11 protein-coding genes and 3 pseudogenes are annotated in these 13,828 nt (G+C 56.5%); 3 read left to right on the top strand and 11 right to left on the bottom strand.

What is annotated here, in order from left to right; genetic code table 11:
- On the top strand, positions 1-345 hold a 345-nt coding region (locus AD670_RS30480; protein ID WP_156338076.1), incomplete at its 5' end, for a DUF4019 domain-containing protein.
- Positions 346-426: 81 nt separating this feature from the next.
- On the opposite strand, the gene AD670_RS02920 is transcribed toward AD670_RS30480, so the two are convergent.
- From AD670_RS02920 to AD670_RS32175, 3 genes and pseudogenes are all read right to left on the bottom strand, one after another.
- The gene (locus tag AD670_RS02920) at positions 427-1,191 is read right to left on the bottom strand and encodes a C40 family peptidase (RefSeq protein ID WP_053128180.1); all 765 of its coding nucleotides are present in this window, start codon (positions 1,189-1,191) and stop codon (positions 427-429) included.
- Positions 1,192-1,193: 2 nt separating this feature from the next.
- The gene (locus AD670_RS02915) at positions 1,194-1,946 is read right to left on the bottom strand and encodes a phage minor tail protein L (protein ID WP_053128178.1); all 753 of its coding nucleotides are present in this window, start codon (positions 1,944-1,946) and stop codon (positions 1,194-1,196) included.
- An 11-nt stretch (positions 1,947-1,957) separates the two neighbouring features.
- Positions 1,958-2,095, bottom strand: a pseudogene (locus AD670_RS32175) (phage tail protein); the annotation flags it as partial.
- 114 nt (positions 2,096-2,209) lie between these two features.
- Here AD670_RS32175 and AD670_RS02905 point away from each other — a divergent pair.
- Positions 2,210-2,563: pseudogene (locus AD670_RS02905) on the top strand (integrase); the annotation flags it as partial.
- Between the two features lie 42 nt (positions 2,564-2,605).
- Here the strand turns inward: AD670_RS02905 and AD670_RS02900 are convergent.
- A pseudogene (locus AD670_RS02900) lies at positions 2,606-3,586 on the bottom strand (integrase core domain-containing protein); the annotation flags it as partial.
- Positions 3,587-4,113: 527 nt separating this feature from the next.
- Between AD670_RS02900 and AD670_RS02895 the strand changes: the two are divergent.
- Positions 4,114-4,638, top strand: coding sequence for a hypothetical protein (locus tag AD670_RS02895; RefSeq protein WP_156338073.1), 525 nt, complete (start codon positions 4,114-4,116; stop codon positions 4,636-4,638).
- 826 nt (positions 4,639-5,464) lie between these two features.
- On the opposite strand, the gene AD670_RS02890 is transcribed toward AD670_RS02895, so the two are convergent.
- From AD670_RS02890 to AD670_RS02860, 7 genes are all read right to left on the bottom strand, one after another.
- Entirely contained in the window at positions 5,465-5,995 is a 531-nt protein-coding gene (locus AD670_RS02890) for a lysis system i-spanin subunit Rz (RefSeq protein WP_053128175.1), read from the bottom strand.
- Positions 5,992-6,312, bottom strand: coding sequence for a DUF6527 family protein (locus tag AD670_RS02885; protein WP_053128174.1), 321 nt, complete (start codon positions 6,310-6,312; stop codon positions 5,992-5,994). Before AD670_RS02885 ends, AD670_RS02890 begins: the two co-directional genes overlap by 4 nt.
- Complete coding sequence (locus tag AD670_RS02880) at positions 6,309-6,842, bottom strand: glycoside hydrolase family 19 protein (RefSeq protein WP_053128173.1); 534 nt, start codon at positions 6,840-6,842, stop codon at positions 6,309-6,311. The genes AD670_RS02885 and AD670_RS02880 overlap by 4 nt, the downstream gene beginning before the upstream one ends.
- Positions 6,843-7,470: 628 nt before the next feature.
- Entirely contained in the window at positions 7,471-7,788 is a 318-nt protein-coding gene (locus tag AD670_RS31760) for a hypothetical protein (protein ID WP_177331615.1), read from the bottom strand.
- Complete coding sequence (locus tag AD670_RS31815; protein ID WP_256243850.1) at positions 7,785-9,248, bottom strand: hypothetical protein; 1,464 nt, start codon at positions 9,246-9,248, stop codon at positions 7,785-7,787. The genes AD670_RS31760 and AD670_RS31815 overlap by 4 nt, the downstream gene beginning before the upstream one ends.
- Positions 9,249-9,257: 9 nt before the next feature.
- Complete coding sequence (locus tag AD670_RS02865; protein WP_053128170.1) at positions 9,258-9,914, bottom strand: hypothetical protein; 657 nt, start codon at positions 9,912-9,914, stop codon at positions 9,258-9,260.
- Positions 9,915-10,248: 334 nt separating this feature from the next.
- Positions 10,249-13,818 carry a phage tail protein gene (locus AD670_RS02860; protein WP_053128182.1) on the bottom strand — a complete coding sequence of 1,190 codons (3,570 nt, stop codon included), beginning with the start codon at positions 13,816-13,818 and terminating at the stop codon, positions 10,249-10,251.
- Positions 13,819-13,828 lie beyond the last annotated feature (10 nt).

The following is a 13,828-nucleotide window of genomic DNA, read 5'->3' as shown; positions in this document are numbered from 1 at the left end:
TCGCTACTTGACTCAAAAAATTATCAACAAGCATACCGAATGTTCTCGGCCGCACAGAAACAGACCATTTCAGAAAAAACATTTACGCAATTATCAAACAACGTGCGAGTGCCGCTTGGCAAGCGAACCAAAGGCCCAACAATCAGTAATGTAACCCCTACCGAAGAGCTTATGGGAAAACATGGCCCATTCGTCGGCCTCCAATACCAGTCTAAATATGACACCCAAAGAAGTGTCTGGGCAGACTTCATTATACTAATAGCAGAAGAAGGAGACTGGAAGATCCAATCCCACACTATTGCACCTTGCACACCACCAAATTGTTCACCAATACCAAGCTTTTAACCTCCCCAATTTAGAGATCACTAACAACAAAATCTCAACCACCTATTATTTATGAATTGCTTACCTACCTCAACTTACTCATCAATAATCATAAGTACGTATTGCCTGCCTCAATATCATTCGTGTGCGATCGACCCAAGGCCCGCCATAGACGATGATCTCGGACGGCGTGCCGTACAGGTGGTGCAGCAGGAGTGGGCCTGGCCCGAACGTGCCGGACTCTTCGCCGGGCAACGCTGGATCGGTACCGAGGTAAATCCCGGCATGGTTAGGGTGAGCGGTGCGGCCAACCTGCATGACGATCATGTCGCCACGTTGTGGGCGGTCGACACGCACGAAACCTGCAGCCTCGTAGTTCGCTTCGTAAAGGCTGGCGTTCTCCGCACTCTCCCACCAACCATCGGTGCGCTGGAATGCTTCGAACTCAAGGCCCCACTCACGTTGATACCAGTCAGCGCAGACCTGCCAGCAGTCCCAGGCCCCATGTACGAAGGGGCGCTTGAGCAGCGGCGTGCTGCCCGTAGGTGTGATCGTCCTTAAATCCCCCTCCGGCCACGACAGAATATGCCAGGGCAACGCCGTGGCCTCGCACATGGCCAAGTCATGCGGTGACGGCCTGCTGGTGGCGTCCGGGTGTGAGTGAACGATGCCGATCACTTCGCCCATGTCTTCCGCTGCGGCGTAGTCCTCGGGATCGAGCCGGAACTCTTCGTTCGGCTCCGTGGCAATGTTCCGGCACGGGAAATACTTCTGCTTGCGGCCGATGGCCAGCAACAACCCACAGCACTCTTTCGGGTACTGAGCCGCCGCGTGCGCCTGGATGGCCGCGATGATGTGCTTACGCATGGTCAGCTCCGGGCTATGAGGGACACGGCAGGGAATCCACCAAAGGAAAGTTCGTTGTTCTCACCGAAGCGCAGCTTGCAGGACGACAAACAGCCCTTGCACTGGTCCAGGGCTGGATTGTCGGTTGGGTTGTCCTCGTCGTCGAACATGGCCGCGCCGGTGTATCCGCAATCCGGTCCACGGTAGCCGTTGGTCATGGCCCAGTGGCAGAAGGTTGTCATCTGCCGTCCGGGGAGTCCGTGGTTATCGATCTCACCCGGGGAGGAAAGCTCCCATACCACCGCCTCGCCGTCCTCGCTGGTTTTCTGGTCGATGTACCAGATCTCCAGTGCCTCCTGAGTCGGGTCTGCGGTTGGGTTCCCCTCGGGGAAGTTGGCTGCGTCCAGGTACTGGGCCAGAGTCTCACGGACCGTCAGCTTGAACTTGAGCATGTCCTCGAAGGCCAGGCACAGCGCCGTGACGCGCCCGTTGACGTTGCCGGCGGCGAAAGTCGGCCGAGAGGCGGTGCCGTCGCTGCTCGAGGAGATACCCTCAATCTGCACCGGCCAGGCCGCGTACTCTTGGCCCTGCCAGATAATCGACTTGGCGGGCAGGTCCTCTTCGGAGCCCTCGTAAGCCAGCAACTCCTCAGCCGTATGCGGGATAGCGTGACCGTGGAAGCGAAGGTAATCGGCGCCGTACTCGGTGCCGTCAATTTCGAACAGGCGAATCTCGCCACCGGGCTCCAGTTTCTGGATGTCCGTGATCAGTGCCATGGGTGGTTATCTCAGGGGTGAAAGGTTTGTTCGAAGGTGGCGGTGATGGCATAGACCTGGCCCCCGCGGTGAACTGGCTTGTAGCCGTTGCACTTGTAGAGCCCTAGCACGCCAAGAGGTGGCGTCCAGAGAAACGCTTTTGCCCCTTTCTCCAGGCCTTCGGTGACGGAGTCGATAGCAGCCTTAGCAGACTCGACCGCCATGTGTAGCAACCATGCTTGGCTTGGAGATATCACCAGCACTTCCATCCCGGCCTCACACAGCGAGACGATGTCGTCTCGCCCTACCTGGTACACCGAAAACCGGATCGGCTGAAACAGAAGCAGGCACAGACAAGGGACCACTGGACGAAAGTTGAAGAGAGGTATTTGACGCGAGCATTCAAGGAGGCCCGGGAGGCTGCGAACTGCTACGCGGGGTGGAAGGAAGAAGAGATGCCAGGCTTTCACGAAGTGCAAGCGCTGTCACTGCATCTGTACAAGAAAGCCGGAAAGGATGGTCAGAAGATTGCAGGCCATGCGAGCGAGGGAATGACCAAGAACTACCAGCGGGACCACGAGGAAATCATCTGGTCCGAGGCAATTCCGGACCTGAATATCAGCGAAATCACCGGGTAGTTTTGTGTACGGGACAACCACATGGGTTACAAAAAAGTGCATTCACATAGGTGACACTTTGATTGAAACATAGCCGTTCTTTGCATCCCTGGCATTGACGTGACCTAAGATCACCGGACCGAAAATCACATTCCATACCCCGTCCTTGATCAGCTCCATTCCAATGTTCTGATGCCTGAGCAGGTGACCCACGTAAATGCGCAGGCCACCTCGATTGATGATTCCACTACAGTCAGCCAGGTAACACTCAATATGGCTGGCATATCCCATTTCCGGCAGCTTCTCTGGGTAGGCCCGGATTGACGGCACGTAGCATGAAGCAGGTGTTTTCTGCCCGAGCGCTTCATGCCCTCGCTCATAATTGTAGTGCTGCATAAATCGATCAAAGTGTTTTTGCTGAGCCTCCCAAGCAATTGCCGGCGGTTGGGGAAAGGTGCTTTTCAATGTCCGGTGCATGCGTTCATGACGTCCATTTTGGTCTGGCCGACCGGGCTCAATTCGCTCAGGAATAATCCCAAGGCGTAACCACCAGATTGACAATTGCGACAGCCCCGCACGCCCTGTACTCGCAAACGGCACGCCGTTATCAGTGCGGATGCGCTCAGGCATTCCATACTCACGAAAAACGCGTTCGAAGGTTTGCTGGGTCTCCTTGAGATTGGTATTGGCCATGCTCTTGCAGGCAAGCAGGAAGCGACTGGCATGATCCATGATCGTCAGCGGATAGCACCAAACGCCCGCACCGGTAAGAAATTGGCCCTTGTAATCAGCGCTGAAGAGCTGATTAGGCGTTTCTGCCTTACGCAAAGGCTTGGGATAGACCGCGACACGCTGACGCGCCGATCGAGGCGTGATCAAGTCAGCGGCCTTAAGGATGTTGTAAATCGTCGTTTTCGACGGTGGATCCTGCCCCGGAAAACGTTTCATCAGATCGTTCTGGATCTTTTTAGGACCTGGAGTCGTTTCGCCAATCGAACGAAGTTCAATAATTGCCTGCCTCACAACAAGCGGCACCAGTTTTGCGCGGGTTTTGCGCAGGCACAAAAAAGCCGATCTATGGGATCGGCTTAAGAGTCTGATTTTACTCAGGAATAATGGTCGGGACGGAGTGATTCGAACACTCGACCCCTAGCACCCCATGCTGGGGGAAGTGTCTAGCCAACCTTTTGATTTAAAACGCATTTATATGCTTTAAGGGTCGGCAAAACATCCGATTTTTTGTGATTATGCAAAAGGAAAACCGAGGGTTGTAGCGGGAGTTTTGCGCGCATCCTGCTCCCGAATTCGCGCTATCCAAAAAAGTATCTATTGTAGAAGTGCAACTCCACTTTGCATCACCAAGGAGATGGTCATGTCAAAATCAGGCGGCGGAAAGGCAGGATCCAATTCAGGAAAATCTGGCGGATCGAAAGCACCAGCGGTAGCTAACCTCCCGAGCACCACCGGGAAACCATCGGGAGGTGGACGCGGTAACGCGGCACCTAAAAGCAAATAATTGACAATATTCCGGTGTTCTCCCGGGGCACCGGATCATGTTAGCGGGGCTCTACATGACGGACTGCTTAAACTCGCAGGAAGTGATCGATGCGATCCGAGCAAAACGTGCAGTGCGTATCGGCATTGATGGAATAGATGGCGCAGGCAAATCGACACTGGCCCAAGAGATCTCAGGAGCACTAGGGCTTCCTTGTATAAGCTTAGACTGCTTCCTGGAGGAGAAAATGGACGGGTATGTTGAACATATTGACTACCCAAAGCTAAAAGCTACTTTGGAGAGGCTAGAAGGATACGTGGTAGAAGGTGTTTGCCTGCTCCAGGTGTTAGGGCGAATTCAGCTATCCCCCTCAGCAAGTATTTACATCAAACGAACGCAGCATGGAATCTGGTCAGATGAGGATGTGCTCGATATCAGCAAACCAGTCGATGCCGTTCTGGCTCAGGCTAGAGAAGCAGCCAGCCTGTTTTCGTCCTGTCCTGTAACTAACCTCAGGTTGGCCGAAGAAGTCATTCGTTACCACGATGAATTTCGTCCGCATGATCACGCTGATGTTACCTACGCTGTGCCAGCGCACTAGCAATTTTACTGCTGTGCACGGTCGCTGGTACAAAAAATTGGTACGAGCGTCATACGCTTCCTTGGCGCCATGCCAACGTTGCTCAACTCGCAGTTCCTCACCGCACGCTACTGATGCAGCAGTATGGGCTGGAGAAAGTCGTGCGCCGCGAATTACGCGACTTTCAAAGATTAACTGTCTAAAACTCTACTTTCATTTAGCGCCCTTTTCACCCAACGAATGCGTGCTGGGCTGAGGTGGTTTTAGACAGGAAACACGCCCTAACTAAAGGCCTAGCGACCGAATCTAGGCTTGATCAATTTTGTGTAGGCTAGGTAGCCTCCAGCCCCAACAACAAGAGCTCCACCTACGGCCCATCCTACAATCGGAACTGTTGCCGAGGCGGCGGCGGTTGTTGCGATTGTGGCCAGCCCTCCAGCCAATCCAGTACCTCCAGCCGCCACCGCGCCCCCACCGGCAGCGGCAATTGCAGCTGTTGCTGCCGCAGCGCCAGTCCCGGTCGCCACTGTCGAGGCAGCTAAGCCCGCCGCTGCCGCCGCTGCAGAACCCGCTCCTATGGCAACCCCTGCGCCAGCGCCAGCCACAAAACAACCGCCTGTTACCAATGCGACATCATCGTCAACCGTCATGATTATTCGACCCATAAATGCTGATAAGGGCATAACGCTACTACAGATCATGAATCTTCAGAAATGATTTGCGACTTATCTTAAGCGCCCCTTCGCTCATGCCCCCATTGCGACTTTTCGCAAGCTGAAAAAATCAATAGATAGCCATGAAGGCAGGTAGACAAAATCACGAATCTGCCACGTGTCGTGGATGTTGATCAGCGACCAATCTCTCTCACGTACGCTTGGCAAGCCCGCAGCGCGATCAGTCCGTGATCACCGTCGTCGCTGATGGCGATAATTCTTTGAGCATGCGCTGGGTCAAGTTGGGCTCGACGGGCTGCATGAACCACGCCGACGGCGCCGGGGGCGGGAGGCAAGTTGCAGCCACTGGCTGGTTCCGTGGCGTCGAGAAGGACTGACAGCTGGACATCAGCAGTAGCAAGCTGGTCACGCAGGCGAGCCTGATTGCGTTGGGCATCGGTTAATTCCTTGGTGTGTTGTTGGTCCAGGGTCTCGAGCTTCTGTTCGGTGGCCATCCGCTTGTCCTGCTCTGCCTTTTGTTGCCGCCAGGCTTCGCCGGTGATCGCGTCCAGGGCTTTCTGATGCGCGGAGCCCTGCTCGGCCAACTGCTCGGCGAGCTTTTTGCCCAAACGCCAGTCCTGCACTTGCCAGGTAATACCGGCAGCGATGGCCATCAGCACCAAGATCAGCATCGCCAGGCCGGCCAACTTCTGCACTGGCGTCATAAATGCTCATCCCCCCAGTCAGGTAGATCAACAGTTTGGCCCGCCAGCTCGTGCGTGCAGTCGCCGAGGAACTGGATGCGGCCGTCGGTCACGAATGAGTGGCAAACCCTGGGGCCGTCCGACCAGTTGTATCGGACCAGTACCGACGGCGTGAAGGTAGGTGCCTCTGCGTTGCCGTTGTAACCCCAGCGCGGGCCAGGCCCATTTCCAGTTGAGATGCCGTGCACCATGTCGCAACCCGGGCACTCGAAGAAGAGATCCCCCTCTTTGGCCTGAGCCAGTGCCCGCGACAGCCTGGTGAATCCTGTTCCGCTCATGCCAGCACCTCCAGCGCCTTTTCGTACAGCGCCTGGCGGTCGTCCTGGCCGGTGAGTCCACCATTGATGCGCCGGGTGATCTTCACGAACTGCCCCTGATCCGCCAACGTATTCAACCCACGGGTCGACCAGAACCAAGCCGCCGACATCGCGGCGAACTGCGGCTGCTCCAGCAGTGCGGGTTGATTGACCAAATCCAGGCCCAGCGCTTCACCGCACGCCGCGTAGTTCGCCCGGCCCGTAATCTGGATCAGGCCCCGGCCACGGTACTTGGAGCCGTCCCCCTTCACCGTGTTGCCCAGATCGTCGCGCCCTTCGTAGCCGGCCTGTTGTGCGGTGGGCCCCCAGATCTCGCGAACCCACCGCAACTGACCCGACTCATGCCCGACCTGGGCAATGAATGCAGCGGCACGCGCAACGCCAACGATGCCGTAATGATTCATGGCCGTGTTAAGGGCGGGAACAAAAACGCCGGCTTGGCGGCCGGCGTTCGGGAGGATCTGCAGCAACTGCTGCTCGGTAATAGACATACTTTTCTCCAGACAAAAAGAGACCGCATAACAGCGGGAATTAGAGGTGAAATAAACTCTGTTGAGTTCGTTTTAGACGATGCTGCACTCAAACGAATGGGGCCAGAAAACCCATGGAGATAAGAAGTTCCTCCCCGTTATTAATTGACAGCCTTTGCGGTGGGGCACATCGCTATCATCTGCGCCAAATTTCGCCAAGAAGGAACGCGTTAATGGTTCAAAGGCCCGCCAAAACTACCAATCGCCACGGATGGGGTTGGGTCTACAAAAAAATCAGACGTCTTGGATTCTCTCGATTCACTGCTTGTTATAGAGCAAGCCTTTACGCTCTCAGAGGAGACACCGGAACTTTCAGATTCAAAAATGGATGGGAAAAATTCCGCTTCCGCCGGTAATCACGGAGGGCGCTGGAGTTTAAGTTTTACGTATTCGCATTCGTGGCCCACCTCGCCCATCCTTGAGTGCTTAACCAGATGATAATTCCATACTTGCCCATCGCAGCATTCATCACAGGACGAAAACGCCGATGTTCGGAAGGATCTACAGCAACTGCTGCTCAGTGATCGGCATAGCTTTCTCCAGGCAATAAAAAACCCGCTCATGGCGGGTGTCGGTGTTCGGCTGCAGATCAACTGGGCGCTACGGGGCGCTTGCTGCTGTCGGGGAAGTCGGGATTTTCGGAAGTCCACTTGCGCAGTGACAGCCAATACTTCTGCCATTCTGCAACGGTTCCGGAAATACCCTCCTCCCCATACGTCAGCGCCGTCACTGTCTGCTGGGCCATCGGCATCTGCTCGTCTCGCCAAGTGGTCTCGCCAAGCGCATCTCTCTCCAGCCGCATTTCCCCCTCAATGCGATCTATATCCTCCTGAAGAGCCTCCCGCCACTCAGGGCCCTCTGGAATAGGGAAGGTCTGCAAGTAAACCCCATTGGTATAAGTCGTCATTTTTTAACAATCCTCAGTGCGTATACGTTTGCAACTCCGAATCCATTCGTGAATCCCGTAAAGTTTAATTTGTCCGGTGTTGCACCTATCGTCATAGTCGTGGCGACGGTGGTACTTGCGTTCACATAAATAACCTTGCCGGAGCTGATATCGTAGATTTGTGCCGTGGTAGTCATGGTTTGGCCGGAATCCGTGTGCCTTAAAAAAACCATATCGCCTGACCTTAGCGCTCTCGACAGGGTAATCGTTGTAGGCCCACCGACATTACCTGACCAAAGCGTGTCAAAAACTATTTGATATTCTTGAGCACCCAGCGCATTAAGCGCCGACTGCAAATCAGCCTGCGCCGACAGCGTGCCGGTAATTGCCCCCCATGCACTAGAAGTTGGGGCCTTATATGTTCCGTCCCCCGCCAAAAACTTTGCCTGGTCACCAGCGGCCGGGGCTGGAACAAGCCCTTTCACACCAGCGACGGACGCTGTTGCGCCCACCATATTCGGAACGCCCGTTGCCGAACCGGTGCCCCCTTGACTGATGTCGAGAACCGTCTTGCCTGTTGGGTAAACGACGATGTAGTCATCCGGCAGAACAACCCCACTGCTCATCCTGCGATAAGCAATGTTGGTAGAGGCCCGGTCGAAGATCAGCATTTGCCAGTGTTTTGAACTGGCAAAGTTCCCCCACTGCGAAACAATGCCCGTGGATCCCGCATCAAATCTAACAGTGGTACTGCCCAGCCTGAAAGGAATGTTTGCGGTCCCTGCGGCGTCGCTAATATCAAACTTCTGGCTTATCGACACCGCGTGTATATCCGCCACGGTCTGCTTTGACACTGCCCAGCCACCCAGATTGGCTTGGCCTTGAGCTTTACCAAACGCTGTCAGGATCGTATCCGCAGCAACAATCGGCGCGGCGTTCGCTGCACTGAACCCAGTAAGCGGTGTGGACAGCGGGATCGATGCTGAAGCCGCCGCCTGATCCGCATACGTTTTAGCGTTTGTCTCGGATGTCTTCGCGGCGTTCTGGCTTGCCAGTGCGGCAGCGGCACGGCTGGTGGCATTCGCTGAAGATGCAGAGGCCTCTGACGCTTTGGTTGTCGCCGTGCCAGCGGAAGCAGTAGCGGAATCCGCCGACGCTTTGGCCTGATTGACCTGTGCCGACATATCAGTGGCTGTGCCGGCGATTGTCTTGGTGGCGGCGTTTAGCTGGTCAGCCGACTCCTTGACGTAGCCCTGCATCGGAGCGAGCGAGTAACTGCCGGCGGCCAGGGTTGGGCCCTGATAATCTGGAGAGATCGACAGCGCTGTGTCACTGGCGGCATTAGTGACCTCATACCATCTTCCATCAGGCCCACGAAAAGCATCACCCACCCGGGCATTTTTGATGAAGGATGTTCCAGTTCCGATAACAGCATTGCTGCCAGCTGTTACAGAAACTGTTCCTGTTTTATACCAGGCCATTTAATTCCCCTATGAAATAGGCTTCGCGAAAACCACGGGCGTATACAAAGTGTTTTGGATGTCTACGCCAACAACCTGCATCACCAACCTGTCGTTTGCGTAATCCCAAACCGCGTACATGTTCCCCTGTCGGGTTGTTCCGCCGGCAACATCCATTGCAATATTATTCAAAAGCATGTAATCACCGGTATTTAGCGGCGAATATGCTGTCCAACTTAATCTGTAAACACCCTGACCCGTCTGCTCAGCCCCCAGATAGCTCCAGCCGGTAATGGTCCTGGTAAACTGCGCGGCGGGAGTGCCACTATCAAATAGCAGCTTTGATGATCCATCCCAAACCCGAAATCCATAACTCGCTGTTGGATTGGACTTGAATGATGCCGCGAACCAACTTCCAGACGTTCCTGAACCAGCAATACCGCTAAAGGAAAAACCTGTCCAGTTACCGGAGCTGCCCGTGATCACGCAAAAGCACAAAGTGTTCGACTGATTAATCCTGACGAAAACAAGCGGAGGCTCTTCAGAGGTTATGGTGCTTGCAAATGGCACGAACACGCCTGAGCCATTACCGCTCCATACTCCCCGATCCAGAACCACCAGCCTTGAGAACTCCGAATCAATAATTACAACATCATTATTATTCGAGAACTGAACGCCGTAGGACATTATCTGTACCTCATAACTAACAGTCTTTGAGGGCTAAGTCCGATCGGCCCGGCAGAAGTCGCAGGATGCCCAAAGAAAACGGTTACACCACCAACAGAAACTATTGGAGTGTATTGAATTGCATAGTTGCTTTGAGCGGACGTGTCATAAGCCGCGATTGGTATGCAGACGGCTGAATGTGTAGCGGGATCAACTCCGGGAATTGATATAAATCTGGAACGCCCAGGAGCCGGGGCACCTGATTGAACTATCGCCGAATAAATAATCCGAACAGTGAATGAGTTCTCATCCAGCTCAAGGAGGCCGGTCGGCCCCCACACCCTTACCCCGTAGCTCATGCGGAAAGGTCTCCCCACTGGTAGCGCTTGGTTCCGTTCTCGTCGAAAACCTTGCCGCCGGCGTTATTGATGACCTGCCGCGCCTGGCCGCCGAAAGCACTGTTGATTTCAAAGGTCCCGTCGAAGAACAGCTTCCAGCCGGAAACGCCCGCCACGTAGTTGTTGGACGCAATGTAGTTGCCGATCTTGGCGTTGGTGATCGTGCCGTCCTGGATGAACGCCGAGTTAATGAACACCTGCCCGCCTTGCACCGCAAACGGAACGGAGATCGCGCCGCCAGCAATCGTGTTCACGATGGCGAAACGGTCAGCGCTGACCAGGAACTGGCTTTGCAGCCCGGCGGGGCCGTTCTCAATGCTCAGGCCCACTCCGGCGGCTATGTACTGCCCGGTAGCGGAGTTGTATTGCATCTTCACCGACCAGGACAGGTTCACCTTGCCGCTGATGTCACTGATGATCTGGGACTGCGTCTGGATGTCGGACGTGTTCCCCTCGACATCGGTGTGCAGTTGCTGGATCGCAAGAGCCGTCGCTTGTCGGTCCGTGGCCACCACGCTTTCCAGTTCCGTCACGGTGCCGGCGACGTCGCCAACAGATGCAGTGAGTTCAGCCTGCCGCTGCACCATGGCCGAGTTCTGCGAGGCGCGCGTTTTCACCTCCTCCGCGAAACTCGCTGCGGCGTTGTAGCCCTGGAGTGCACCCGCCAGGTCACCCTCGCCAGTGTCATCCCGATAGGCCGATTGCAAGGATTGAAGGCTCGACGCCTGGGCCGTGACCACACCATCCAACTCGGTGATGCTGGTGGTGTTGATCTCCACCTGGCGCGCGAGCCCATTGGCGGTAACCAGCACCTGGCCCACGTCAACCCAGTAACCGGCGTTCGGTGGCGCGGTGTTTACCGGTACCGGGCCGGTGGCCTGATAGATCCTCTTGCCCACCACCACCAGATCGCCTTCGATGTAGGTTTGCTCAGGGTCGTAGGCCGACAGCCCGTCGAGCGCATCAATCTGCGCCTGCAGCCCTGGAATCTTGTCGATCTCGTCGATGATGTCCTGGCCGAGCTCCGTGCGGCCGATCTGTCCGGCGATCAGATCCAGCACCGGCTTAGCTTCGGCACTGGCCATCCCCATGACGCCGTTGCCGACCGGATAGAACGGGCCAACGTTGCCGGTGCGGTCCACCAGGCGAGCCCAGAAGAAGAACTGCGCGCCGGCCTGGAGCGCCTGCATGCTGTAATTCGCCTGAGGGTGCGCCAGGTCGGCCAGCTTGGTCGCCGCCGACAAGTCATTGGCCTGGCCATACCACAGCTCGGTGCGCTGGTTGTCCTCGGCGCCAGCCGGGAAGCCCCAGCGAATGCCGATGCCGAACAGTTCGCTGGTGGTGTTCAGGAACGCCACCGCCGGCGGCAAGCCGACCTTACCTTCCAGGTTGGTCAGGTTGGAGTTTCTCCAGATTGAGGAGATCTCGAAGGCGCTCACCGACCGAACCCGGGCCAGGTAGGCGCCCGAGTAGATGCCGGTGACGTCCACGCTTGTCGCGCCCGTACGCTGCAGTTTGATCCAGTTGCCGCTGTCCTTGCGCCACTCCACGTCATAAGCGACCGCGCCGCTCACGGCGGGCCACGAGATGTTCATGGTGCTGATGGCGATGCCCTGATTCACGGCGTAGCTTGATGTCAGGGTGACGCTGGCCGGCGCCGGAACAACGGTAATCGGCACAACACTGATTGGCCGCTCTTCCAGCCGGGCGCCGGTGTCGATGTGATCGAACTTGCTCGGGTCGTACTGCACCGCCGAGATTTCAAACACGCCAGGCTCCGGCCGTGCCACGCTGACCACGAGATAAAGCGGGATGGCCAGGTCGTCAGCATCCAGCGCCCACACCAGTTCGCGCTCAGGCGCAACGGAGTAGGCCACGGTCACGGTGACCTGCCGGCCGCTGACCAGTTGCACGGTACGTCCCTCGCACTTGCCATCAGGCAGGTTGAGGATCAGCCGATCACCGGGCTTGGCCTGGGTGTCGCGGTCCAGGGTGATGACCTTGCCGTTCACCGCCGAGATACGCCCGCCAACCGGCCGACCGGCCAGGAGCTCGTCGGCGATCGGGATTACGTAGCCAGGCAGCGGAATACGCCCGTCCAAGCCAACCTTGAAGGTAACGGCCCGGTCCTTGGAGTTTGTGAGCAGCGCCCACTTGCCCCGGCGCTGGGCTTCGGATTCACGGGTGCAGCCGATGGCGCTGATCTCCAGCGGGTTATCGCCGTAGCGCCGCTGCAGCTTGGCATCGGTCACAGCCGTGACATCGGTGTCGTAGTTGTTCAGCGGGTTGTCGTAGCTGATCAACGCCCTGGTGTAGCGAGTACGTTCCGATGCACTGGAATAGGTGAACTTGCCATCAATGACGTTTGCCCGGGTGTAGGCGAAGTCGAAGTCGGTTGCGCGCGGCATATCCGCCAAGGTGAAGACCTGCCCCTGGGCCCAGTAAGTCATGCCTCGGTAGATGGTCGAGATGTCGCGAAGCAGCGACCAGGCGTCAGCCTTGCTCTGCAGGTTCAGGTTGCAGATGAAGCGAGGCTCCTGGCCGCCCTTCCCGTCCGGCACCAGTTGGTCGCAGTACTGCGATATCCGGTACAGCTCCCACTTGTCGACCATCCACGGCTTGATGCGGCGACCCAGGCCGAAGCGATCATTCGTTGTGATGCCGAGCGTCGCCCAAGTCGGATTGTTGGTGTAGGCCTCCTTGAAGGTACCGTCCCACACACCGCTGTATGTCCGCGATGCCGGATCATAGTTGCTCGGTACCGACCACTTTCGAGCCTTGCAGCCCACGGTCACGGCCGGGATGCTGCGGAACTGTTCTGCCGAGAACTCAATGAAGAGCAGCGCGGTGTTCGGGTAACGAATCTTCGCGTCGATCACCTCGGTGAAGCCGGCAATCTGCATGGTGTCGGAGATTTTGTTATTGTTCTGGTTTGCAGTCAGTCGAGTGATCCGCATCAGCCAACCTGAACTCGCCCTCGGCAAATCGATGCGGCGCGTGCGCTCGTAGACGCTTGTAGTCTTTCCGGACACGGCCTCATTCAACACTTCCTGGTAGGCACCGCCGTCAGTTGCCAACTCGACCTTGTAGCCAATCGTGTACCCGTTGATGTTCCCGCCCGAGTCGACCGATTGAAGTGCCGGCCAGGCAAAGCGCACGCGCACAGCAGAAAGCTGAGTGTTGGTGATGGCTCGAACCCAGGGCGTGCCACTGCGCAACTCCGTACCGATCGTTGTTTCGTTCGCGATCGACGGGATGCCTTGGATATAGGTTTGGTCTACCGCCCCGGTGCGCCACTCCCATTTAACGTTAGGGAAGTTCATGTTGCCTTGGGGGTCTTGAAGCGGAGTGTTGTCGAGGAAGATATCGCGCGCGGTAGGTGTGCCTTCGAACTCACCTTCGCCAACAGCGATCAGCATCTTTGCCATTGCGACAGAGCGCAGGCTATCCGGTGCCTCGGTTGGTGTTTTCGGCTTATCCGAGCCGCCCTTAGCGCCATACACATCGATTTTCCGTGCTGCACCCATGCTTTTCTCC

The sequence above is a fragment of the Pseudomonas sp. MIACH genome (assembly GCF_001269925.1).
GTDB lineage: Bacteria > Pseudomonadota > Gammaproteobacteria > Pseudomonadales > Pseudomonadaceae > Aquipseudomonas.
Note: the sequence above shows the minus strand (reverse complement) of the source record. Positions and strands in the feature narration are given on the sequence as shown.